The 26,134-nt window shown below is 37.5% G+C and carries 17 protein-coding genes and 3 tRNA genes; 5 read left to right on the forward strand and 15 right to left on the reverse strand.

Features of this window, described 5'->3' with window-relative positions:
- Window positions 1–124: 124 nt before the first annotated feature.
- The 6 genes from H710_RS00010 to rplU form a co-directional block, all read right to left on the reverse strand.
- Window positions 125–3,835, reverse strand: coding sequence for a Vomp family autotransporter (locus tag H710_RS00010; protein ID WP_041848824.1), 3,711 nt, complete (start codon window positions 3,833–3,835; stop codon window positions 125–127).
- Window positions 3,836–4,974: 1,139 nt separating this feature from the next.
- Window positions 4,975–5,562, reverse strand: coding sequence for an invasion associated locus B family protein (locus H710_RS00015; protein WP_041848825.1), 588 nt, complete (start codon window positions 5,560–5,562; stop codon window positions 4,975–4,977).
- A gap of 31 nt (window positions 5,563–5,593) precedes the next feature.
- Window positions 5,594–7,303: a YadA-like family protein gene (locus tag H710_RS06450; RefSeq protein ID WP_041848826.1), complete on the reverse strand. Its 1,710-nt coding sequence runs from the start codon at window positions 7,301–7,303 to the stop codon at window positions 5,594–5,596.
- Between the two features lie 127 nt (window positions 7,304–7,430).
- The gene (locus tag H710_RS06165) at window positions 7,431–7,595 is read right to left on the reverse strand and encodes a hypothetical protein (protein ID WP_155367614.1); all 165 of its coding nucleotides are present in this window, start codon (window positions 7,593–7,595) and stop codon (window positions 7,431–7,433) included.
- 678 nt (window positions 7,596–8,273) lie between these two features.
- Window positions 8,274–8,543, reverse strand: coding sequence for a 50S ribosomal protein L27 (rpmA, locus tag H710_RS00025; RefSeq protein ID WP_041848827.1), 270 nt, complete (start codon window positions 8,541–8,543; stop codon window positions 8,274–8,276).
- 12 nt (window positions 8,544–8,555) lie between these two features.
- Window positions 8,556–9,029, reverse strand: a complete 474-nt coding sequence (gene rplU, locus H710_RS00030; protein WP_041848828.1) for a 50S ribosomal protein L21 — start codon at window positions 9,027–9,029, stop codon at window positions 8,556–8,558.
- Window positions 9,030–9,319: 290 nt separating this feature from the next.
- Here rplU and H710_RS00035 point away from each other — a divergent pair.
- Window positions 9,320–9,409: transfer RNA gene (locus H710_RS00035), tRNA-Ser, on the forward strand.
- A 34-nt stretch (window positions 9,410–9,443) separates the two neighbouring features.
- On the opposite strand, the gene pgi is transcribed toward H710_RS00035, so the two are convergent.
- From pgi to H710_RS00050, 3 genes are all read right to left on the reverse strand, one after another.
- The gene (pgi, locus tag H710_RS00040) at window positions 9,444–11,093 is read right to left on the reverse strand and encodes a glucose-6-phosphate isomerase (protein WP_041848829.1); all 1,650 of its coding nucleotides are present in this window, start codon (window positions 11,091–11,093) and stop codon (window positions 9,444–9,446) included.
- A gap of 187 nt (window positions 11,094–11,280) precedes the next feature.
- Window positions 11,281–14,415, reverse strand: coding sequence for an efflux RND transporter permease subunit (locus tag H710_RS00045; protein WP_041848830.1), 3,135 nt, complete (start codon window positions 14,413–14,415; stop codon window positions 11,281–11,283).
- Window positions 14,412–15,548: an efflux RND transporter periplasmic adaptor subunit gene (locus H710_RS00050; RefSeq protein ID WP_041848831.1), complete on the reverse strand. Its 1,137-nt coding sequence runs from the start codon at window positions 15,546–15,548 to the stop codon at window positions 14,412–14,414. Before H710_RS00050 ends, H710_RS00045 begins: the two co-directional genes overlap by 4 nt.
- A gap of 377 nt (window positions 15,549–15,925) precedes the next feature.
- On the opposite strand from H710_RS00050, the gene H710_RS00055 reads away from it, so the two are divergent.
- A tRNA-Arg gene (locus H710_RS00055) sits at window positions 15,926–16,002 on the forward strand.
- 404 nt (window positions 16,003–16,406) lie between these two features.
- Complete coding sequence (gene rpsU / locus H710_RS00060) at window positions 16,407–16,640, forward strand: 30S ribosomal protein S21 (protein ID WP_041848832.1); 234 nt, start codon at window positions 16,407–16,409, stop codon at window positions 16,638–16,640.
- A gap of 466 nt (window positions 16,641–17,106) precedes the next feature.
- Here the strand turns inward: rpsU and H710_RS00065 are convergent, their stop codons facing one another.
- Together H710_RS00065 and H710_RS00070 are read right to left on the reverse strand one after the other, a co-directional pair.
- Window positions 17,107–18,480: a glutamate--cysteine ligase gene (locus tag H710_RS00065; RefSeq protein ID WP_041848833.1), complete on the reverse strand. Its 1,374-nt coding sequence runs from the start codon at window positions 18,478–18,480 to the stop codon at window positions 17,107–17,109.
- A 66-nt stretch (window positions 18,481–18,546) separates the two neighbouring features.
- Window positions 18,547–19,290, reverse strand: a complete 744-nt coding sequence (locus H710_RS00070) for a 16S rRNA (uracil(1498)-N(3))-methyltransferase (RefSeq protein ID WP_041848834.1) — start codon at window positions 19,288–19,290, stop codon at window positions 18,547–18,549.
- Window positions 19,291–19,515: 225 nt separating this feature from the next.
- Between H710_RS00070 and H710_RS06230 the strand changes: the two genes are divergently transcribed.
- Window positions 19,516–19,659 carry a hypothetical protein gene (locus H710_RS06230; RefSeq protein WP_196295833.1) on the forward strand — a complete coding sequence of 48 codons (144 nt, stop codon included), beginning with the start codon at window positions 19,516–19,518 and terminating at the stop codon, window positions 19,657–19,659.
- A gap of 63 nt (window positions 19,660–19,722) precedes the next feature.
- Here H710_RS06230 and H710_RS00075 read toward each other — a convergent pair whose 3' ends face one another.
- Window positions 19,723–21,603: an AsmA family protein gene (locus H710_RS00075; RefSeq protein ID WP_041848835.1), complete on the reverse strand. Its 1,881-nt coding sequence runs from the start codon at window positions 21,601–21,603 to the stop codon at window positions 19,723–19,725.
- A 291-nt stretch (window positions 21,604–21,894) separates the two neighbouring features.
- Between H710_RS00075 and folD the strand changes: the two genes are divergently transcribed.
- Entirely contained in the window at window positions 21,895–22,794 is a 900-nt protein-coding gene (gene folD / locus H710_RS00080) for a bifunctional methylenetetrahydrofolate dehydrogenase/methenyltetrahydrofolate cyclohydrolase FolD (RefSeq protein ID WP_041848836.1), read from the forward strand.
- A gap of 250 nt (window positions 22,795–23,044) precedes the next feature.
- On the opposite strand, the gene H710_RS00085 is transcribed toward folD, so the two are convergent.
- From H710_RS00085 to H710_RS00095, 3 genes are all read right to left on the reverse strand, one after another.
- Entirely contained in the window at window positions 23,045–24,328 is a 1,284-nt protein-coding gene (locus H710_RS00085; protein ID WP_041848837.1) for an NAD(P)/FAD-dependent oxidoreductase, read from the reverse strand.
- Between the two features lie 11 nt (window positions 24,329–24,339).
- A complete protein-coding gene (locus H710_RS00090; protein ID WP_041848838.1) occupies window positions 24,340–25,767 on the reverse strand; it encodes a glutamine synthetase family protein in 1,428 nt (475 codons plus the stop codon).
- Window positions 25,768–25,947: 180 nt separating this feature from the next.
- Window positions 25,948–26,024, reverse strand: a tRNA-His gene (locus H710_RS00095).
- Window positions 26,025–26,134 lie beyond the last annotated feature (110 nt).

Consider the following 26,134-nt stretch of genomic DNA (forward strand, 5'->3'; position numbering starts at 1 on the left):
GACAATTGTGGTGGATGGACTGTATAAAGATTGCTCTGTTCATCAGCAAAGCTTTCGCCCTTGTTTAACAAGAATAAAACAAGGGCGAACAAAAGACTGGCTATACTCTTTCGATTGTTCATCATCAATTTAGTGTAAGGCTTAGCCCTGCACCTAAACCCCAATGACCTCCGCCACTAGTTGCGGATAAGTTAGAGCGAACCCTACCATTTTCAGATGTATAAGCACTACCTAAAGCAACAGCAGATTCACCGCGCCACATACCAGCTCCAAACGCAAGACTGAACTTTCCAGGTGTATCATCATAACGCAAGTTAGATACGGCCAAACCAATTGCTGCACCTTGTCTGGCCTCTTTGCGTGCACCATCAATTTCATAACTCAAAACATTAAATTTCTGATCTGTATAGTCTTTAGCTTTTGCAACAGCTTCATCAACAAAATCAACAACGATATTCTTTATCTTTTCATCAGTATATTTTTTTGCATCATCAAGAACAAGTTGCATTTTCTCCTTGGTATAGTCATGCAACTGACCACCATTGACTGCTTCTTGTGATCCTTTTTCAATTTTACCATCAGCTACATTATCAAGTGTTACAGGTTTACTTTCATCCCCACCTTGTAAAGTGATTTTGTTGGTCTTTTTGCCGTTTTCATCTTTGTCATAGCTCACGACACCATCCGTAGCATCCTTAATTTTATCCTTCATATCATCAACTGCATTTTCGATACCGTTTAGCTTATCATCAAAACCATTCACCTTATCCTTAAGATCATTAACTTGATTTTGAACATCTTTAACATCTTCTTTAACATCCCATAGCTGACCACCATTAATGGCATCTTTTGACCCTTGTTCGACCTTACCATCAGCTACGTTGGTGACCGCACCAGGCTTACCATTATGACTAGCATTAAAAGCCCCTATATTTTCATTCCAATTTAAAGAATCTTTACCCCCATTTTGGGTGGCCTCATTAACACGATTATTGATATCTGCCATACTTTTATTAACGCCATCAAAAGCATCGGCGACATTATTGTATGTCTTGTCAGTAGAATGAGAGCCATTATTACTGAATTGAGCAACCTTGAAAGTAGGAGCTATCCATTGGCCATTATTATATCCAGCACCACCACCCAGATACAAAGCAAGCTGATTGCTTACAACATAAAGTTGATTCCCTGTGATCGCTTCTGTTGAACCCTCAGAAACATCTCCATCTAAAAGAAATTTTAGTTTGCTATTTTGAAATTTTTTCCCTTTTTCTGCAGCATGAAGAGCAACAAAAGCATTTTCTTCATCACTCCACAACAAAGCATCTTGTTTCAGATCTCCAGAATTAATTTTTGTAAGAAATTTATCAACACCATCAAAAGCAGACCCAACATCACGATATGTCTGACCCTGGATTTCGTAAATTGGGGCTACACCTTTTAACACATCTGCATAACCGCCTAAATACTGCGATATATTCGCTGCAGCATTATTGACATTCGTTTCAAGTATCGACACATCCCCTTTTACAATTGCTATATCAAAAATTGCAGCTTTTACATTTGTATCCAGCGCATTAACCTTCTCTCTAGTTGTCCAAAGCTGCCCACCTGTTACCGCATCAGTTGAATTTTGAGAAATTATTCCAGCTTTCAAGCCTGTAAGCTGTCGATTCTCTTGCTTACCGTTTGCAATGTTAATTACAGTGCCTTCTTTTTCACCACCGATAGTAATAATACCCGTCTTAATATCTTGCTTAACAAGGCTATCACCCATCGCACTGGAAATATCATTTTTGATTTCCTCGATAGACTTATCGAATTTGCTGAGAGAGTTATCAACACCACCAAAAGCAGCTCCAACATCACGATATGTCTGACCCTGGATTTCGTAAATCGGGGCTACATCTTTTAACACATCTGCATAACCGCCTAAATACTGCGATATATTCGCTGCAGTATTATACACATTCGTTTCAAGTATCGACACATCCTCTTTTACAATTGCTATATCAAGAATTGCAACTTTTACATTTGTATCCAGCGCATTAACCTTCTCTCTAGTTGTCCAAAGCTGCCCACCTGTTACCGCATCAGTTGAATTTTGAGAAATTATTCCAGCTTTCAAGCCTGTAAGCTGTCGATTCTCTTGCTTACCGTTTGCAATGTTAATTACAGTGCCTTCTTTTTCACCACCGATAGTAATAATACCCGTCTTAATATCTTGCTTAACAAGGCTATCACCCATCGCACTGGAAATATCATTTTTGATTTCCTCGATAGACTTATCGAATTTGCTGAGAGAGTTATCAACACCACCAAAAGCAGCTCCAACATCACGATAGCGATTCCCTTGAATAGTAAAAATTGGTTGTTTATCCCCAAAACCGCCTACCCCAAATGATGCATCACCACCCAAAAATTTTTCCACTGTCTTATAGGCATTATAGAGTTGTCCTCCCGTTACTGCCATACTTGAATTTGATGCAATGACACCATCTCTAATGCCCTCAATATAGCGTTTATCGCCATTCTTATGATTCACACTTATTGACTGAACAGAAGCCTTATCCCAACCAATAGAGATTTGGCCAGATCCGTACAAATTAAGTAAACGGAACTGAATGATGTCACTTATATCTATATCTCTCGTTTGCATCCATTTTCTTAACGCTTTTAACTGTGCAACATTCACTGCTTCGTTATCTTCACGCCCAGCCGCTACTCCTGTAATTTGTCGTGATCTCTTAATGTTCATATTACCGATACCAAGCTCACCATGAGTACTTGTCCATAAATAGTCACTGCTGGTTGAAATCCCATCAGTTACAGGATCGTAACCAGCAACATTAGGGCCACGGATAGCCTGAGATCCATAGCCTAACGCAACAGAAGCAAACCCCCTCGCTGTAGTAAGCTGACCAATACACAATATATCCTTAGAAGCGGTATTACATAACAAATCATCAAGACTTCTTGTCTCAGCAATTCCGAACCTGCTGTAAATTTTATCACCAGAAGAATTATTAGCACTAATAAAAACATCACCTCCACCGAGATTAAGCTTATCTTGAGTCATAAACGTTGTTACGATAGGAGTGTCATTTAAAATATCCGCTAACTTTGCACCCTCCTCTAGATATGTCTTTCCCTCGCCTTCTGCTTCTTTTGACAAACTTCTTGAACTATCCGACTGTACATCCCCTTCTTTTGAGGCTTTATCGATTTGAGAACCATAATCATCTGAAACACGATTGTCATAAGAAGAGTGAGCATAATGTGCCAAAGAAATAGAAGGCAAATCTTGACTATCCATACGCTCTCTAAAACCAAAACACATAGCAGTTGGTGCATCAAAACTGGTAGAACAACTATTGAGTGCATCCCTTCCTTCATAATTGCTATGCATTATTGAAATTGAGCCTGTCGCCATTCGATCAGCTGCATTCATCAATGAACCAATAGCAATATTTTCTTTTAGTAATAAATTCCTTGTAGGCGCATCCACATTTAGCGTTTTATGCTTGGCTTGCGTAACACCATCCATCAAAGCAATATTTTTATTCAATCCCCATAAATGAGATGTATCAGCTCCTTTCTCATTTTGGGATCTATAATCCTTTAAAATTTTAGAATTTTTTGCATTTTGAGCTATTTCTTCTACAGGAGCAGAATGCACAGGAAAAACTAATGCAACACTCGATAAGAGTGCTGTCATTGCAGTCCCCAATATGACAGCTTTGAACAAAAATAACCGATAAGGGAAGTGACAATCATCCAAATCATTCCCTTTTGCATCCAAATTATTTTCCTTTGTTGTCGAATTTTTTTTCATAATAAATCCCCTCAATGAAAATAAATCCTGAAAACAGAATAAACATCGTTTCAGAAAAATTTTTCCCCTTCGCAAAATCGTTTTTGCGCATCTACCAAATTAAAAAGATAAGCAATTATAACTTAGATACCGAAGCTTATTGCAGCATCACTCTAAAATCTTTGAAATATATTGGAGCTCAGAAAAGATTATCGCTCTTTTCTAACTAAAAATTTAAAAACCCAGAAAAAAATAATTTTTTAAATACTCTATTCTAAGCTTAAATTATAAGCTCCCAATCAAAATAATGCAGCCCGCTCTTTTGATAAAACGAACTTTACTCTTATGATAAAAATAAAATGGATAATCTTCAAAGAAATATCACATATGAGTAAGAACTAAAGCCTCTTTACTTAAAGGTTTCAAAATAAAGAAAAACAATAGAATCTACCCAATGGCATTGCCCCCCTTTTTAATTATAATAGTTCTTTCTTTTTACAAAAAAAGCCCTATAAATATTACTACGTTCTTTTATAAAGAACATAAAGAAAATAGCAAGAAAAAAGTGTAAACTTTTAGTTGTTTTCAAAAATTCATATTGAAATACATTTTGATTATAAAAAATACAAATTGATATTTTTCAAGTCTAATATTTCAAGAACTAAGAAGTAACCGCATTATAAATAACGTCTAGTAATAGCTTGGGAAAAGCTTTATTAATTCAAAAGTACCGTATTGCCTAGATAAAAATAAATACATTTAAGAAAAGACTCTTAATATTCTACCCTATAATAAAACACCTATTCATTAACTTAAGAAACACTGCTTTTATCAATCAAAGCTCTCTTTGCTAAAAACCAGAGAAGTATTTTGACATATTTCTCTGAAATTCTGCACTTATTTATGCTTTTTGTCAGTAAAATAATCAAAAACGAATGGAATATATTATTAAAAAATACCTTTAGAGTCTAAAATGATTGAGCAAGAATTTTATAAGCTTAACACGGTATATACCTAAATCTTGGCTCTCTCTTATTCTAGTGTAATCCATAAAATCTCTTGTTGCTCAATCAATATAATCTCTACAAATAGCCTTTCCCTTTTTATTTCCTCACTATAAAAATTTTTAACCACTCGTTCAACAAGCTCACAAGAAAAAACTATCTTTTCTGTTTTCTTTCCATGTCATTCCTATTATCTCCTTGTATTGTTAAAAAGGAAAGTGCTTCACTTAACCCCTCAAAGGGAGCAACAAAAGAAAATATCTGACCACTTTTCACCTGATAAGAAATACGCACTTTTCCCCTCTGTTCTATTTGCTGACGCAAAATCAGCCCTAAAGGCGATTGAGCTAAACAAACCTTAGCATCGCATTGCGTATAACGAATAACTATAGGATCTGAAAATCCCTCTACTGATACCCGAATCGGAACATTAATATCTGCGCTGGGTAACATCCGTAAAAGCATAACTGCCTGACCACTGGTCGTTAACACAAGAGACCAACTAAAAATCGTATGACCTTCTTGATCATGGATTGCCTGTGTCACATTACAAACGCCTCGCTTAACCGTTTGGCTTTCATCGCAAATCAAAGTCCAATCACTAAATTGCATAATGATCCGGCGTGTTTCACCAGGCTTACCACTGGGAACAGACAATTGTGGTGGATGGACTGTATAAAGATTGCTCTGTTCATCAGCAAAGCTTTCGCCCTTGTTTAACAAGAATAAAACAAGGGCGAACAAAAAACTGGTTATACTCTTTCGATTGTCCACATTAATTCAGCGTAACACTGACTCCTGCACCTACCCCCCAATGGCCTCCAGTAGTAGTTGCGGATACATTAGCGCGAACCTTTCCGTCCACAGACATAAACCCTGTACCAACAGCAACAGCAGATTTACCGCGCCACATACCAGCTCCAAACGCAAGGCTCAACTTCCCAGGCATGTCATTGTAACGCAAGTTAGATACGGCCAAACCAATTGCTGCAGCTTGTCTGGCCTCTTTGCGTACACCATCAATTTCATAATTTAAAGCATTAAATTTCTTATCCGTATAGTCTTTCGCCTCTTTCAGAACACTCTTCGTCTGTTCTTTGGTATAGCTCATCTGTGTTGTCATAAGATCATACAGCTGCCTACCATTGACTGCTTGTTTCGATCCTTCTGTGACTTGACCATCAGCAACATTGCTAATTGTTACAGGTTGACTTGGATCTCCACCTTGTAAAGTAATTTTATTGGTCTTGTTACCGTCTTCATCTCTGTCATACAGAACAGTGGCTTCTCTTAATGCTTGTAGCTGCGCAACATTCACTGCATCAGTATCTTGAGTACCTGCTGCAACTCCTGTAATCTGCCGTGTTATGCCGCTATCAGTATCACCAACACTAACCGCACTATATACACTCTTCCATGCGGGATCAGTGTTTTTCGTTTCATCATTACTTCCAGGATCGTAACCTGCAACACCAGCTGGCGTATTAACCCTGGACCCTGCCCCCAAAGCAACACCATATTTAACATCTACGTGCGCATTCCTACCTAAAGCAAGACCACCTTCCACACCCTCACCTACGAAAGCTCCCCAGCCCAAAGCGACACCACCCGAACTTCCATCTCGCACCTGCGCACCCAAACCGACAGCAATAGCTGCATCAGACGCCTGTCCAACATAAGACTTAGCAATCATAGAAAGAGAATTTTTAGCCAATGCCTTTGCTCCAAATTCACTATCAGGATCACCACCGATTGCAACAGAACCATCACTGTAAGCTAAAGTTTGCGGACCTAAAGCAAGACTATTTTTTCCCTTTGCACTTGCAATCCCACCAACAGCAACCGCTCCACCTCCTCTAGCATCTGATCCTATCCCCACAGCAATAGTTGCAGGTGCCCTTGCACTTGAACCGACACCATAAGCCTGCGCTCCCCAAGCATCTTCTGTTGTAAATGCACCTGCCCCGACAGCTCTCGAACGAACACCCCTAGCAGTCGCATAATCACCACTTCCCCCAGCTCCATTTCCATTATTATTATTCATATCGTTTTCTGATAACTCTCGAAATTTTTCAGCGAGAGATTTACAATATTGCTCACTTAAACCTGATAAACTTGCTATATCTATCATTTCCGTGTGCTTTATATCCGCCCTTAGCTTTAACCTGACTACCTCATCATACATATCTCCACAACTAGTGCTCATGCTAAGAACTGCAACGGTATATTCTTCCCCATTTTCTCCGCGCAATCCTCCGTGAATCGCCATCGGTAGAGACGATGAATCCCCTCCTTCTCCAGAAAGAATAGTCACACTCTCTCCTCCAGGAGAAACACTCGATACATTAATCGTCAATTGCTCTTTAGCAGAAACACCACTTGACAAAAGCACAACCATTGCACTTCCTACAAACCACTTGAACCAAAAATAATTTCTAAGAAGGACACAGCCACTTGCCCCTCTCTGAGGTTGAATTTCCTTCATGATAAACCACCTAAGTTTTACAGAGTCCAACGCCCCTCCCACCAGCAGTAAACCACCCTCTTAAAACTACAGTGCATCAGAAATTAATAACACGGCAGCACAACGCCAAACCGCACTGCAAAATCGCTTAAGAAGCTTCAAAAGAGATACAGAAATCCCACGGAAGATCATCTGAACAAATACACTTACCTGAAGAAAGATTCACTCCTCCTTCAAGAGCATCATCCAACAGTAGGAATAAACTCTCTGCTAACAAAAATGTTCTTCTCTTGCGACAAATTGATCGCCTCATTAGAGTCTCCAGCGACCAATCGATTGTGTAGGTAGAGTGCACTAAAAAAATGACAAGGGTCACAACGAATAATTTTTTAATTTATTTTCAAACAATGTCTTTTTTCAATATTGCGTGGATAAGGCTACATAGCTTCAATTACAAACTCTATTCTCTCACCTCGCAAAGAGAGAATATTTTAGAAAAATCTAAACATAGAAAGAAAACAAAATATTCGTAAAAAAGAAAAATCGACAGCCAAGAGACACAATTTAACAATGCATGTTTTAAAATCATGCTATTGTGAAATACAAAACAGCTCACTTTAAGTTAACGGTAGAGAAAGAAGATCAAACTCTCGATACAAGTTTTATATATAAGCGCTCCAGCATATACTTCACCTACTTAACTACCTCTCCCAAAATCGACATGATACCAAAAAAGAAACACACGCTTAAATTTTACAAAAATTCAAAAAATATAAGAGATACCCTCTTTATCCTGAACGCAGATGCTAACCATAAAGAAATTCAGTGCAGTCTCTCATTTTTATTCAGCTTTATACAATTTTTACACTTAATTATATCATCCAACATAACAAAAAAGCAGTAAAAAGAAGATTTTCATCCATCCTTTACTGCTTAAAAATTTATAAATAAGTCCAATAGAACGACTGGCTTATTTTAAAGAATATTCATTCTACTTTGCTATTACTGCTGCAGGAATAACAGAAACGTAGGAACGATTATTAACTTTCGTGCAAAAAGAAACCGTTCCATTTGCAAGCGCAAAAAGGGTATGGTCTTTTCCAATGCCGACATTCTCACCAGGATGCCAACGTGTACCACGCTGACGAATAATAATATTACCAGCAATAACAGCCTCACCACCAAATTTCTTGACACCAAGACGTTTCGACTCTGAATCGCGACCATTACGCGAAGAACCCCCAGCTTTTTTATGTGCCATGAATATTCTCCTTTAATCTTTTTTACTCTCTGACGCAGCTTCTACCTTTTGTGACACATTCCGTTTCTTAACAGCTTTTGTAGTGGTTTCTTTAACAGAATCAGCTTTTACTTCCTTTGGCACAGGCGCTTTTTTTTCATTCGACTTCACAGTTACTGTTTTGGTCTTTAAACCGCCAGTCAAAATCTCTACAATACGAAGTGTTGTTATTTTTTGGCGATGACCGCGGGTGCGCTTAGAATTTTGACGACGGCGTTTTTTAAATGAGATCACTTTACGAGCACGCTCTTGCTCTATAATTTCAGCTGTAACGGAAGCGTCAGCAACAATAGGCGCACCAATAATTGCATTATCACCTTCACCGACCATCAATACATCACTGAAGTTAACGACATCACCAGCATTGCCAACAATCTTTTCAACTTTCAATACCTGATTAGCAACAACGCGATATTGCTTACCACCAGTTTTAATGACTGCGAACATTTTTTATCCTTTCGTTCGATCCAGATCTTATTTTTTCACTGTGATTAATGGAAAAACGTCTGCTTTTTATCAGTCTTAGTAATTTTACAAAGGAACGGAAAATACCTCTTGAAACACAAATATGCACAGATCTCCCCATGCTCCTCTCTCACATATGATAGAATTTTTGTTTTCTGTCAAGAAAGGTCACCAAAAAAGCAAAAAGGGGTTGTACTTGAAGCGATTGAGGGTTATCTAGCGGCCATACACTTAACGATTACACAATGAAAATTTTATGTTTTATTGATAATGGAGAGATGGCTGAGTGGTTGAAAGCACCGCACTCGAAATGCGGCATAGGGGCGACTCTATCGGGGGTTCAAATCCCTCTCTCTCCGCCAAACTATCATTAAGAGCGATAGTGCTTGTGTTCCTTCATTCAACATATCTCTTCTGAATATGCTTTAATAAGCCTAATGTTGAACCATCTCGATTATCAGCTTCATTTTCTCCGCGAATAACAGGTAACAATTCATTGGCAAATTCTTTTCCAAGCTCAACGCCCCATTGATCAAATGAATTAATATTCATCAAAATACCTTCAACAAAAATACGATGCTCATAAAGCGCCATCAAGCGACCAAGTGTAAAAGGCGTCAATAAATCCTGAATGAGCATAATGCTCGGCCGATTCCCTTGCAAACTTTTATGGAATGCTAAATTATCCGCTTCATCACTCTCTCCGCCATCATTCATGAGAGTATGATAAACATCTTCACGACTGCGGCCTTTCATCAAAGCTTCTGACTGCGCTAAACAATTCGCCATCAATATATCATGCATATGATTTAAATTAGATTCATGACCTCTGACAAATAAAATAAATTCTACGGGAACAATATCTGTTCCTTGATGCAAAAACTGAAAAAAAGCATGTTGCCCATTTGAGCCTGAATCTCCCCAAACAACAGGACCAGTTGGGAAAGTTATAGGTCGTCCCTCTAATGAAACATGCTTCCCATTTGATTCCATATCAAGCTGTTGTAAATAAGCTGGTAAACGCACTAAACGCTGTTCATAGGGAACAATAGCACGCGACGAATACCCACAAATAACACGATGCCAAAAGCCCAAAAGTGCAAATCGGATAGGAATATTCTGATGCAAAGGTGTATCTTTAAAATGTTGGTCCATTTGCTGAGCTCCCTCGAGAAACTGGCGAAAATTATGGTCACCTATTGCTAACATAACAACAAGACCAATCGCCGACCAAATAGAATATCGCCCTCCTACCCAATCCCAAAATTCAAAAATTCTTGAAGAATCTATGCCAAATTCTATCGCTTTATCAATCGCACTCGAAACAGCAACAAAATGAATTCCGACAGCGTCTTCTCCTAAATGTGAATGAATCCACTGACGTGCAACGCGAGCATTTTCTATTGTTTCAGTTGTCGTAAAAGTTTTGGATGCAATGATAAAAAGTGTTGTTGCTGGATTTAAACCAGCAAGAATATCCGTAATATGCGCACTATCCACACTAGAAACAAAATGACAATGCGGACCATCATGATAAGGCTTTAAAGCACTCGTAACCATTGCAGGTCCAAGATCAGAGCCTCCAATACCAATATTGACAATATCAGTGATCCTCTCACCACTGTATCCCTTGTAACCCCCATCACGAACCATTTCAGAAAATTTTGCCATATGGGCAAGAACAGATTGAATATCTTGAACAATATCACGATCATTCAATATAAAAACTTCATCAGCAGCAAGACGTAATGCAATATGAAGAACTGAACGTTTCTCCGTTGTATTAATGATCTTTCCTGAAAACATCGCTTCGCGCTTGCCGAATACATTTGCTGCGATAGCAAGATTATCTAAAAGTTGTAGCGTATCCAATGTTACACCACATTTAGAAAAATCAAAAAGAAGATCATCAAGCCTTATAGACAAACGAGAAAAACGTTGTTCATCCTCTGAAAAATGCCGACGAATATCACATACCTTATCCTGGGCGACATGTTTTTTTAAAGCTTTCAGACTTTCCTCAAAGGTTTTCTCATCGGGAAGCATCAAATATCTCCTATAGCCACTGACAATAAAACTTTAAATATAAAAGGCAACAGAACAGAAAACTTCCTCTTTCATGGCAACTCAATTTCCTCTACTCATACATAAAATAACACAATCAATAAAAATACCAATGTGACATATCTAAAACAAAAACTTTAAAATTTATCGGCCTTCTATTTTATAAAAATCATATAGCTTGGTTTAATTCTCTTTCTAATTGCTTAGCTTCTTCTATTTTTGGTCTTATAAAACGCCCAAGCAAAAGGTAAACAACTGGCGTTACATACAGGGTAAAGATAGTCGCCAAACCCAAACCACCCACAATAACCCAACCTAAAGCTATACGCGCCTCCGCACCAGCACCTTTTGCTAACACTAGAGGAATTCCTCCTAAAATAGCGCAAATCATCGTCATACACACTGGACGCAAACGGACATTAGCAGCTTCTTCTACAGCTTCACGCACACTTCTACCTTGATCACGCAATTGATCTGCAAATTCAACAATCAAAATACCATTTTTAGCCATAACACCAATCAATAAAATTAAACCAATTTGACTGTAGATATTAAGGCTAACACCACTCAAAAGCATAGCAATTACTGCGCAACCTAATCCTAACGGAACAGTAGCCATTATGATAAAACCTGAAACAAAACTTTCAAACTGTGCCGCCAAAATTAACAAAATAATCAAAAAAGCAATGCCAAAAACAACCATTACATTAGAAGATGTTTCACCAAGAGTAGCAACTTCTCCTAAAGGAACAATATAACTCCCTTCCGATAAGAGAGGAGAAGAAATTTCTTGTACAATTTGATACGCATCTCCTAAGGAAATATTTGGAGAAAAATTCGTGCTTAAAATAACAGCATTCATGCGTTGCTCTCGTTTTAATTGAGGTGCAATAGCTTTTTCATGCAAATGTGCAATCATTGATAAAGGCACATATTTGTTATTTTTTGCTTTCAAAAGAATATTTTCTAAATCAGCAGGATTATCAATAAACTTCTCACGCGATGTCAATTTAACATCGTAAGAATGATCATCCACATAAATGGAACCAATTTTTTTTCCATCTAACATTGTCTGCAATGTATTACCCAAATTAGTAATATCAACCCCCAAGTCGATGGCTTTTTCTCGATTAATTTCAATAAAAAATTGTGGTTGTGTTGCATCAATAGCAAGCTGCGGACGAATAAAACGTTGATCAGCTTGTAAAGCATTTACAAGTTGATCAGAAATTGATTGTAATTTTTCATAATTATTTCCAAGAATTGCAAACCGTAATCCTTGGCCGGTTCCCCTGACCCCAAGAGAATTACCTTGTGCAGCAAATACAAATACTGCTGGAAATTGCCTAATCTTAGAATTCAGATCATTCACAATTTCTTGTTGACTACGCAAGCGTTTGTCCCAAGATGAAAGCAATAAGATAAGAAAAGCATTATTAGATGCGCCTCCAGCTCCTGCAATAGAATAGCTGTTAACAATCTCACCAGCATCACGCAACGGTTGTAAACTCTCTTCAATCTGCTGTACCTGCTCATTTAAATATTGTGTTGAAATACCCTGTGGCCCACGAATGACCAAAAAAATCATTCCTCTATCTTCTGCTGGTGTTAGCTCCTGTTGTAATTTCATATAGCCCCCAATACAAAAGCCAAAAAAAACAAATGAAATAAGTATAACAGTCCAAGGCCGTCCCAAACATTTATGCAAATAATGAGCATAATTTCTGCTAAAAAAAGCACCCAATTTATCCAATATAATGAAACGACGTATGTCTTCTTTATTCTCTTCAACATGTTCTTGAAGCAAACGCGCAACGAGCATAGGACAAAGAGTTAAAGCAACTACTGAAGAAAGTAGAACAGAAATTGCCAATACAAAACCAAATTCCCTAAAAAGCCCTCCAACTTGCCCAGGAAGAAAAGAGATAGGCACAAAAACAGCTACTAATGTTAATGTTGTTGCAACAACAGCAAAAAATACTTCACGCGTTCCTAACACTGCTGCAGACCGAGAACCGTATCCCTTATTGCGCCACCGAACAATATTTTCAAGAACAACAATTGCATCATCTACGACAAGCCCTGTTGCTAAAACAAGCCCTAAAAATGTAAGAATATTTAAGGAGAAACCTGCAAGATAAATCGCAGCAATTGTTCCAATTAAAGCAACTGGTATCGATAAAGCAGGAATCAGCGTTATACGAATATCTCTTAGGAAAACGAAAATAACAGAAATAACGCTTAGCACAGCAATCACTAACGCAATCTCAACTTCATGAAGAGCGCTCTTAATAAAAATAGCATCATCATTGATAATCCGGACTTGCACAGAAGGAGGAATAATCATTTTAAGACGGTCAAGAGTTATTCGAACATCTTTAGAAATATTAAGAGTATTAGATTGTGCTTTACGCACAATACCTAGCCCAATCCCCTCTTCCCCGTTAACACGCAAAATAACTGTTTCTATATCAGGCGATAAAGTAACACGAGCAACATCGCCAATAAACACATGTGGCTTTAATAAAACTCGTTCAAAATCTTCCGGTGTTGCCAAATGAGCTGTCGCACGAACAATTAAGGCCTGTTTAGCATTACGTAATGACCCTACAGGGACATCAACCATCATATCAGAAAGAGCACTTGAAACATCTGCTACACTTAATCCATAATTAGCAAGCTTTACTTGATCGACATCAATCTGAAAAATTTTTTTGCGAGCACTATCAACTTCTACATCAGCAACCCCCTCAACAGCGGAAAGAACATCAACAATTTGATCATTTACAACGGTCGTCAGATCATCAATATTCATTGTCGGTGAGGTCACAACCAAATACATCATTGCCGCTGCATTCGAATCGGCTTTAATGATTAGAGGTGAATCTGCATCTTTCGGTAAAGAATAAGCAACACGAGAAAGAGCATCACGAATGTCAGATGCTGCAACATTTAAATCAACACCAACATTAAACTGAATCTCTACACGAGAACGGCCAAAAGAAGACGTTGAAGAAATCGTTTTAACCCCCGAGATACGAGAAACAGCATCTTCTACAATTTTCGTAATTTCACGATCTATTGTTTCCGCTGAAGCACCAGAAAAATTTGTCATAACTGTTGTTACAGGAATATCAATATCAGGCAACTCACGTACATCAACGCCCATCCATGCTGCAAAACCTGCAATCATAATCATGGCATTTAAAACAAAAGTAAAAACCGGCCTACGAATAAAAAACGCCATGATATCGTTTTGCTGCAACTTTGCTAAAAGCTGTTTTGTCTCAAGTTGTTGACTCATTGTACATCCTGTTCATTAGCTAACGATTTTTGATGAGCCTTTGAATCTTGAATAAAAACACTCCTACCTGACTGAAGCACTTGTACTCCCTGAATGACAATTGGATCATCCTTTTCTAAATCAGCCTTCACAAATACTTGATCTGCTTTACGCTGAATAATAGATACTGGAACATATTCCACCTTACCATTTTTCACACGCCAAACGAATGATCCTTTACTGTTCCATTGAATTGCAAGGGGATCAACAACTGGAAATAGACCTTTTAAAAATTGAAAAATAACGGAAAAAGACATACCAGGCATAAGTGTCTCTTGTTCATTCTGCACTTCAACTTGAACATGAAGTGTACGGCTTTCGGCATCAATCATATTATCAATAGCATAAATACAACCAACAAAATTCTTATCTGACTGCACTGTTGGCACTACCGTTACTTCATCTCCTTTATGAAGATACGATGCATACTGTTCAGGAACCCACACATCAACAAGAATGCGCTCTCTATTCTCAATACGACCTATCACACTATTAGAAGACACAGCATTTCCCACACCAATAGGTAAAATACCAACGGTCCCGTTAATCGGCGCACGAATTGTCCTCTGATCAAGAGCCAAATTAGCATCGAGCAAAGCTAAATTCGCATTCTCTAACTCTAAACGTGCAGTAATTTCTTGAATCTCTGTCGCTGTATTGCTAGCACGCAACTTCACAATACGTGAAAGCGTTAATGCACTATTGTCATGGTGAATTTTTGCTTTTGCAACAGCTATTTCTTCCTTCTTAGAATCAAGCTTTGCAAGCAAATCACCTTCTTTCACTTTGGCTCCAGATGACACAAAAAACTTATCAAGGATACCTGCTGACCAAGGGGTTAAATCTACTGTTGCAATTGCTTTTCCACTACCGACAGTATGAAGTCGTTCATAAAAATTTTGAACTTTAACAAGATCAACAACAACGTTCGCTGGCGGCATTTCCACAGACGATTTCACTATTGTATTCGATGTATTTTTTGTTTCATTTTCTGCAGAAATGTTTTTTTCTGAGCTATATTTGAACCCCAAATAAGAGGCAATCAGAACGATACTTAACAGCACGAATGGAATGATTTTTTTTAACAATCCCATACATATATCCTTGCTTCACTTTAATAATTAATATAATAGGCACTTTTTTCTAAAATGATCTTCGACAGGAATATTTAAATTTTATGCAAACGAATTGTTGACAGCACATTACCCCCCTCTGTAAAAACATATCTCACCTATCTATTTTGTTAGCCTGACTATCTTTAGGAGGTAAAATCGTCAAGTTAACTATCGTTCATATTGAACTTCCACCATAAATTTCAGGAAGAAAACACCCCACAAAACCAAAAATATACAACGTCTTGCAAAAAATATATATCGTCCTGATTAGAAGACAAAAAAATCACCAAGTTTCACTTGCAATTCGTCAACGAAATGATTAGGAACTCCATATCCTAACTAATAAAAAATTAAATGCACCCGTAGCTCAGCTGGATAGAGCACCAGACTACGAATCTGGGGGTCAGGAGTTCGAATCTCTTCGGGTGCGCCACTTTATCAGACTTCAAAAATCTCTCGACACACTTTATGATTGCACCGTCAGTTACATGATGAATCTATTAGGATAAAATTATATCATAAAAGATTTTCTTCTTGATAGAATCAGAATTTATCGTTTGCAGAATAATCATAACCATGCTTGATCCTTTACTCTACCAGATCATTAATTTTTGTTTGAAAATGAAATAAAGATTTTTTTATAAATGAATATCTGCAAACTCAATCATCAATCAAAAAGCTATTTATAGAAAAAAAGAATAAGAGTTTTTAAAAACCAATATAGACAAGCATCTCATTTATATGGTATGCGCCCTTTGTATATTCTTTTGACTCTGTTCAAAGGAGAATAGGTTTTTGCCTATTTATTGATAATAATCAAACAAAGCAGGGTAAACTGTGCAAGTACTCGTTCGTGATAATAATGTTGATCAAGCGCTACGTGCGCTGAAAAAGAAAATGCAGCGTGAAGGTATCTTCCGTGAGATGAAGATGCGTGGATATTATGAAAAACCATCTGAAAAGCGCGCTCGTGAAAAGGCTGAAGCTATCCGCCGTACACGTAAATTAGCTCGTAAACGTGCCCAACGGGAGGGTATTGTGAGCAACGGTCGAACCACTTCTGTCCGATAATACTTTTTTATTGTTGATATATCATAAGAAAGAGAGCATAAATGAGGGGCCATACACACTCAAAGTGCTTGCACCAGATAGCAGTGTTGAGGTGATTTTTTTACTTCAGGTTAGTTTTGATATTTTACCTGGCTGTGGTGGTTGATTTTTGTGTATTATTAAGCGCTTCTTAGGTTTCACGAATAAATAGAAGCAAAGAGTGGTTGTGAATTTATCGTTTTGTATCCGAAGTAGCTTGCTAATATCGGTGATATACATCAAAAATTTAAATTTCATACAATTCAGTATCTTATGTCATTATCAATCAAACGCACAGATATTTTTAAAATTATTCAAATCATAAATGACTCAATTATATAACAATATTACTTCCTGATTTTACTTTTCTTATTAAAACTGCTCTCGACAAAATATCTACGCAATTATTGTCTTTAAGAAGATAAAAAATCTTCTTATCTCAAAAAACCTAACAGGTGTGTTCTACAAATAATGGCTCTGTAGACTCACCCCAAATAGAATAATAATGAGATAAAAACTTATCAGCGCTCGTCTGACCTGTTGTAATCACTTCTTCTAAAGGATCGAGGAAATTCGTCTCATCAAAAGCATTAGAACCATATTGTTTGCGATTTTTTAAACCCTTGCGTGAAATAGCAATAGTCTGACTTGCTAATTCTACAATTGTAGTCTGACGGAAAGGTGTTTTTATCCCTTCTTTGGCAACACGGTTACGCATATCTAAAACTTCTTCATAACACCAATCTTTCGTCAAAGCCTCTGCTTCATTTAGCGCTTCACTGTCATAAAGAAGCCCAACCCAAAAAGCAGATAAAGCACAAATACGCCGCCAAGAACCACCATCAGCACCTCTCATTTCTAAAAAGCGTTTCAAACGCACCTCAGGAAATAAAGTTGACAAATGATCAATCCAATCTCCCATAGTCGGAGTTGCATCTGCAATCTGTCCTTTTAATGCTCCATTCATAAATTGACGAAATGTTACATGCGTACAATCGTGATAATGTCCATCGCGTATAACAAAATACATCGGAACATCAAGTGCCCATTCAACGTAATCAGCAAAGCCAAAGCGATCAGAAAATATAAAAGGAAGGATTCCAGTTCTCTGATTATCAGTATCGCACCAAATAGAAGAACGCCAAGACAAGAAACCATTTGGACGCCCTTCAGTAAAAGGAGAACTCGCAAATAATGCAGTCACAATTGGCTGTAACTTCATGGATACTTGCATTTTCCGTCGCATATCTGTTTCAGATGAGAAATCAAGATTAACCTGAATAGTCGATGTTCTATACATCATATCAAGACCATGATGACCAACCTTTGGCATATAGTTGGTCATAATCTTATAGCGTGACTTAGGCATTTGAGGCGTTTCAGCCAAAGTCCACTTTGGGCTCGCCCCCATCCCTAGAAAACCAATACCTAACGGCTGAGAAATTTTTTTGAGAAGATCCAAATGTTCCATCACCTCACAATAAGTATGGCCAACCGTTTTTAGCTTTGCACCAGATAATTCAAACTGTCCCCCAGGTTCTAAGGAAATAGCGCCCTGCCCCTCTGGGCCTACAAGGCCAATAATATTCCCCTCATCTAAAATAGGTTTCCAGCCTAAAACTCCTTGCATTCCTTCTAAAAGCACACGGATACCCTTTGTGCCTTCATACGGAACAGGATGAAAACCATTTATATAAAACGGAAATTTTTCGTGTTCTGTACCAATACACCAATCATTTTCCTCTTTACAGCCTTCTTGAAAATAGCCAATTAAAGATTCTAAGTTATCAATTCTACCTTCATCAGTGGTATCAAATGCCATCAGTTTTCTTATCCTATTATGAACTTTATCATTTTAAATGAATCTTTTTAAATGATATTGCAAGCCTTAATCGATGGCCCAATCTCCCACGGTAGCATTAATAATTGCTAAAGCTGCAACAGCTGCAGTGTCAGCGCGTAAAATACGTGCTCCTAAAGATATAGGCACCACAAAAGGATATTTTTTTAATAAAATCCGCTCCTCTTCACTAAATCCACCTTCTGGTCCAATAAGAACGCCTGCTGGCGTTGCTCTATACTTTTTTAAAAGAGGTAATGGATTGTAGCACTCATGCGACTCATCACAAAAGAACAAGGGGCGTACTTCATCCCAACTTGTTAAAAGCGCTTCTAAAGATACAGTTGGTGCACATTCTGACAAAGACAAGATACCACATTGTTCAGAAGCTTCAATAATATTGGCTTCTATACGCGCTATATTGATGCGCGTAACTTGGGTGTGATGTGTTATAACAGGTTGTAAAATAGACACCCCCATTTCTACAGCTTTTTGCACCATATAATCTAAACGAGCCGATTTAATCGGAGCAAAACAATAGACGAGATCTGAACGCTCTGTTTGCACCCTCTCCTGATAGATAATCCGAACCACCACAAATTTTTTCTTAATCGTGATAAGCTCAGCAAGCCACTCGCCATCACACCCATTAAACAACAAAATTCTTTCTCCCTCTCTCATGCGCAAAACATGTATAAGATAAGAAGCCTGCGAACCCTTTATAACCACTTCTTCATTCAAAACGAGTGGCTGCTGAATAAATAATCTTTGAAACTTATAATTTGCACGCATAAAAAAATTTGTGCCAGAGCCAATTGTAATCGTCAAGAGAATGAAATCACAAACACAATCAAAGTTAAATGCGTATAACTATAATATGAAAACGACAGAATTTTTTATCTATATTAAGTAATCATTTAAGTAAAATAAGCAAAGTATGACTTGATTCTATTTTCAGAAAAATCATACAATATCATTCGCCATTGCATTCAATCGTTCACTATGTAAAGAGAAAATATGTCTGCTAAAAGAGCTGCAGTTATTACTATTTCCACAATTTTAGCTTTTATTTTCATCATTGTAGGCATTGGTTCAATTGGAGCAGATAGAAAGCACACGATAGCTAAAGATGGTTATGGAATTTCCACAAAACATCAATAGAGGAACGTTGAATATTAAAAATTTTTTACAAAATTAGTATGATTAACCATGAAGAACAAAAATTCAATTTTTATGAATATTTTTCTTAACAAAAAAATTACCTAAAGCTTGTTCCGTAGAGTCAAGCGAAAAAGTAAAAGGCCATACGAGACTATTCGTAAGACACCGAATGTCTTTACACACAGTTTCTGAACGATTGTTGCTTTGCAGTTCTGCTCGCAATATCTGTTTGTTTTGTTTACCTTTAGTTACAGAAAGTGTAGTGGGTCTCTGAATAAACAAGTTCCAATTCGTCGTATACATTGATAATGTTAGCATTGTCATTGCGTCACTTGCAAACTTCGCTTTAATATCTAGGCGATCAAAAGCTGTTGAAATCCCATTATCGTTAACTAAAAGAAATTGGTCGTTTTTTAGAAGTTGTTTCTGTAAATTATCCAAGTCATATCCAATTAATCGACCAGCAGACATATTTAATGTTAACTGACCTTGCATTTTTGTTAGAATCTCTGACCAGCGACCAACCAGCATCTGTGTTGTCATAATAAAATCAGTTTTAGCCTGTACAAATGGAAAAAATCCTAAAGCATCCGAAACAGCTTTCGTATCAATAGAAGTTCCCGAAGTCCGTCCTTTAATGCGCACTTTTTTATCATTGGGTATCATCTGGATATTGCTCTGAATAGATCCACCAAAAAGGTTAGCATTCCCAAGATCAAAAACACCACGTCCATTTTTAAGTTGTATTGCTGCTGCTAAATTTGTAAGTTCTACATTATCTACTTTTGCTCGTAGTGCTGAAAGTCGCACGTCCAATCCAATGCGATCGAAAATTGTTGTATCAAAGAATTTATTCTTCTCTTCAACTGATAACAATGTTGATCCTAATACGCTAAGATCTAAATCATCAAAAGCCAAAGATCCAGTGATAATCGGTACACTATTTTGAAAATTAAATTCCAAAGCGCCACGTGCATTTGCTGCCCCCATTATAAATGTAACATTGTTCATTTGAATACATGTTGGCTGTGCTAAAAAACGAGATTCCCATACAATAGGTATCTTAAATTGGTGTCCCCAAAACTCACGACCACCAATCCATGCCAATGTCTGATCCCAACCAGGAGAACGCACTGAGACTTTCCCATCAACGACATAATATTCAGATAGTTGTGCCTGTCCTACAAATGTTATACTACCACGCAATGAGTTAATACTGATCTTAAGCGGACTTTTTCCTCCTGCTAAAAGTAACAAAGCTTGGTCCGCATTAATTATTAATTCTGTTAACTCCCCACGCCAATGAGCATTTGCCCGAAAACGCACTGCCCGTGTTAATTCTGGCCAATCCATCGTTGCATTTAATCCTGTTATTTTTTCTGCTACATTAGAAACTCTATCACGATAGACTAGGACTCCATTTTTAATAACAACACGCCCAAAAGGTTGGCGTAAAAGATGTTCTACATCCGGTTGATCAGGGTTATGCATAACAACTTCACGAGCATTGCGTATTGTTAACCCCAACATGCCTTGTGACTGTGAAAGTGTATCAAAAAAATCAGCTACTGTTTTGACAGGCTTTTCTATAACAAATTGTGGACGTATGATCCGCGTCTCTGAAAAAGAAATGCGCTTCCACAGAAGATCAATCAAAGAAAGATCCACTTCTATTGATTCAGCTTCCATCAAAGGTGCATTCTTATCAATTTTTTGTGTTAAAGTAACACCAGAAAGAAATGCTTTTGGGTAAGGAAAAAGATCCAATCGTGGAGGATCGCGCAATTGCACATTATAGCCTGTCCATGCACTTAAATCCTGCGCTAAACGGATACGAATTGCATCTGTCGAAACAATATAGGGAAGAATAATAACAGCCGCACCACACAAAAAAACAACCGCAAAAAAAATTCCGCTCAAAAATTTTACTATTCTAGCACACACAATTTCCTCTACATTTCCCTATATAGATAAAATTAGGCTAAACGAGCAGAAAAAGGATTTTTATAATCCTATATCAGTAATATTTATATGATAGTCTAATTTTATCCAGACTCTATTAGCACAACAATGTTGCTACCCTTTCATAAAACAATTATTTTTTAATATTCTATCAAAATTAAAGATACACCAAAACTATTCAATTACTTTTACCATGCTTACTTCAACACTCTGTTTATTACCCTAAAATGCTTTACAGAAAAACAGAATGGTTAGACTGAAAGGATTGTCCTAATGAATAATATTATCGACGGGAAAAAACTTGCTGAAAATGTTATTGCTAAAGTAAAAAACGAAACAGAAAAACTCAAAAACAGCCATAACATACAACCAGGAATTGCTGTTATCATCGTTGGAGATGACCCTGCAAGTCAGGTTTATGTCGCATCAAAGAATAAAAAAGCTGAAGAATGCGGTTTTTTTTCAATGAAGCATATACTTCCCAAAGAAATAAAAGAAGCAGAACTGCTTCAACTCATCGAAATATTAAATTTTGATCCCAAAATCCATGGTATTTTGGTACAACTTCCTTTGCCTGCACACATTAATACAAATAGAGTAACACAGGCCATTGCTGTCGAGAAAGATGTTGATGGTTTCCATTATATAAACATCGGAAAGCTTGCAACAAACGCAATTGAAGATGCCATTATTCCATGCACACCAGCTGGTGCCATGATGATGATTGAACAACAATGTGGGCAAGATTTATCCGGTCTTAATGCTGTCATTATTGGACGTTCTAATATTGTTGGAAAGCCTATGGCAGCCCTACTAACAGCAGCCAATGCTACTGTAACACTTGCCCACAGTCGAACCCGTGACCTTGATGAAATATGCCGTAGAGCGGACATTTTAGTCGCAGCTGTTGGCCGTCCACAAATGATTAAAAAAGACTGGGTTAAAAAAGGTGCACTTGTTATTGACGTTGGTATTAACCGAATTTCAGCACCAGAAAAAGGCCTTGGGAAAACCTGTCTTGTTGGTGACGTTAACTTTGAAGAGGTTAAAGAAAAAACCCTAGCTATCACTCCTGTACCAGGGGGAGTAGGACCTATGACTATTGCTATGCTCATGGTCAACACACTCAAAGCAGCAGCCCGATCCCTTAAACTACCCATGCCAAAATTCTGAACACGCTGTATCTGATAAAGCCCTATAAACACACTTTATCAATTTTTTCAACAAAAGATACTATACTAAATTCTATTTAATATTTATGATGAACAGGTACAAAAATTTATCAATCAAAGTAAGATATTGGAAAAGAAGATATTAAAATACTCTCATTAACCATTGGCTCATCCATTATCTTATTCAAATATAAAATCTTTTCTACTTGAGAAGAAAAATTTTTCACTTTTTGCATTTCAACAATGACGAATTACAAATGATCCATCAAAGAAAACCAATTCATTGCCAAAAAAACAAGCGGATAACGCAATATCTTTCCACCTGGAAAAGATGAAATCTTTAAATCTTGAAAAGATTTAAAACGTTCATGATTGCCAGACAACCACTCAGCGTATAATTTCCCCATAAAGGGAGCAAGCATAACTCCATGCCCGGAATATCCACCACAATAAGTGACACCAGGCATAATTTGGCGAACATAAGGCATACGTTCAACCGTAATTGCTACTGTTGCACCCCAACGATGCGTTAAATTTATAGAATGGAATTGAGGATAAATTTCAGCAATTTGCTGACGTATACGTTCATCCAAATCAGCAGGATACTGATTATTATAACTTTCTACACCACCAAACAATAAACGATGATCAATGCTTTTTCGAAAATAACGAACCTTAAAGCGAGAATCATCTACCGCTTCTCCTCCTGAAAGAATTGAATAATGCTCTGGTAATGGTTCAGTTGCCCCAATATAAGAACGAATAGCAACAACATTATTTTCAACAAAGTTTTTGAGTCCAAAATGATACGCATTGGTTGCTAACAAAATATTTGTAGCTATTATATTGCCTTTTTTTGTTGTTATAAAACACTGACCATGATTGCTCTTTATTCCTGTAACTTTCGTCTTTTCATAAAGTTTTACACCAGCTTTTTTTACCTGTTTTGCTAACCAAACAATCAACTTCAAAGGATTGATATGGCCAGTTTGTACATCATAAATACCACCGTAATAAAAAGAAGAGCCAAGCCTTTCATCTGTTTCAGCCTTATTCATAAAAGTGAGACCATGATAACCATAGCGCTGCATAGTCTCAACATGTTTTTGATAGGTTTTGCTATGACGTTTTTTATGAATAACTGAAAACTGCCCTGCCATAAAATCAATATTACAATCAGGCATTGCAGACCATGATAAAATATCTCTTTTAGCTTCTTCAGCTAAATCAAAAAGCATTTTACTGCGTTCAAAACCATATTTTTTCTCCAGCGTTTCTACCCATTGTCGCTGACCTGTTCCTAATTGACCACCGTTACGCCCCGAGGCACCATCACCAAAACGTGATGCTTCTAACAAAATAACACTAAGCCCAATTTTAGCCAAATGATAAGCAGCTGAAAGCCCTGTAAACCCTCCTCCAATGATAACAACATCGCACTGTGCTTGTGCATCAAAACATGGATACGAGGGACGCTCTCCTATAGTATCTTCATACCAAGAAACACCTGGAGAAATTGAATTATAATGAGCCATAGTAATAATACTTAAACATTAAGTAGAAGATACTCACGCTCCCAAGAACTAATCACGTCCATAAAAGTTTCAAATTCTTGTCGCTTAATAGCAGCATAAGTGCTCACAAATGCATCCCCTAAAATATCCCGTAACGCTTTATCCTGTTCAAATAAACTAACAGCCTCAATCAATCCACGGGGCAGTTCAATGTTATTAGAATTCACCGTTTTTTCTGTTGGTTTATCTGGTGTAAGCTTTTGCTGTAAACCAATAAGACCACATGCCAAAGAAGCTGCAATAGCTAAATAAGGATTAGCATCTGATGAAGGAAGTCTATTTTCAACACGTCGCCCTTGCGGAATAGAACGTGGTACACGAAAAGCTGTAGTACGATTATCGTACCCCCATTGCAAATTAACTGGCGCTGAAACATCAGGCATAAGACGCCGATAAGAATTAACATAAGGGGCAAGCATAACAAGCGCCCCAGCCATATGTCTTTGCAACCCACCAATAAAATGGCGAAAATGTACACTTTCTCTGCCATCTTCCTCTGTAAAGATATTGGCACCAGTTTTTTGATTAATAATGGATTGATGAATATGCATCGCAGATCCTGGTTGCCCTTGAATAGGCTTAGCCATAAAAGTTGCATACATATTATGTTTGAGCGCTGCCTCACGTAGCGTTCGTTTAAACATAAACACTTGATCAGCTAAGGTAATCGGATCACCATGATGCAAATTAATTTCAAACTGGCCAGCCCCTTCTTCATGAATGAGGGTATCGATTTCTAGCCCCTGTGCTTCTGAAAAATGATAAATATCATCAATTAACCCATTAAATTCATTAACACCCGCAATAGAATAGCCCTGCCCTCCACCAATAGAACGTCCAGAACGACCAACTGGAGGTTCTAAAGGATAATCAGGATCGGGATTCTTTTTCACCAAATAAAACTCAATTTCTGGTGCGACAATTGGTTTTAAGCCCATTTGATTATAAAAATCGATCACTGTCCGCAATACATTGCGCGGTGTATATTCAACAGCCTGCCCATTTTGATATCTAATATCACAAATTACTTGGGCTGTAGGAGCACCTTCCCATGGCACAATACTCAACGTAGAGAGATCAGGATCAAGACGTAAATCACCATCCGTTGTGGGATATTCAAAACCATTGCCATCTTCAGGATAATCTCCTGAAATTGTCGTCATAAAAACTGCTGAAGGCAATGCCAAAGATGATTCTGATGTGAATTTTTTAGAAAGCATCATTTTACCCCGTGCTACACCTGCTTGATCAGGCGTAATACACTCAATATCTTCTACTCCTCGAAATACAAGCCATTGTGACACTTGTTCCCAATTGTTTACACCACGTAAATTTTTCAAAAAATCAGAAACAGGCTCACATTTTTTGCGTTTCATTTTTTCGCTACTGTTCACAACCATCAGATATCAACTTAAAAAACAATTCAAGCTCCCCCATTTATAGCATCACTTTATATGTAGGATGCTACATAAAATTCCGTTAACTAAATTTTCTAAAGAATACTATACACTAAACTTTATCAAGACAAAATATGCCTTATGATCTCTAAAAGTTTTCTATCGTATCAAAACCGCAGAAATTGGTACGGTTGGTGGGATTTGAACCTACGACCTCTGGTGCCACAAACCAGCGCTCTAACCAGCTGAGCTACAACCGCATTATGCAAATACTTAACTCTTTGCCCTGTGTGACATACGGAAGATCAAAAGAGTTTGCAAGCCCCCTTTAAAAAATCCTGCATTTTTTTGCAAAAAAACAATATTTTCA

The sequence above is a fragment of the Bartonella bacilliformis Ver097 genome, from assembly GCF_000709795.1.
GTDB lineage: Bacteria > Pseudomonadota > Alphaproteobacteria > Rhizobiales > Rhizobiaceae > Bartonella > Bartonella bacilliformis_A.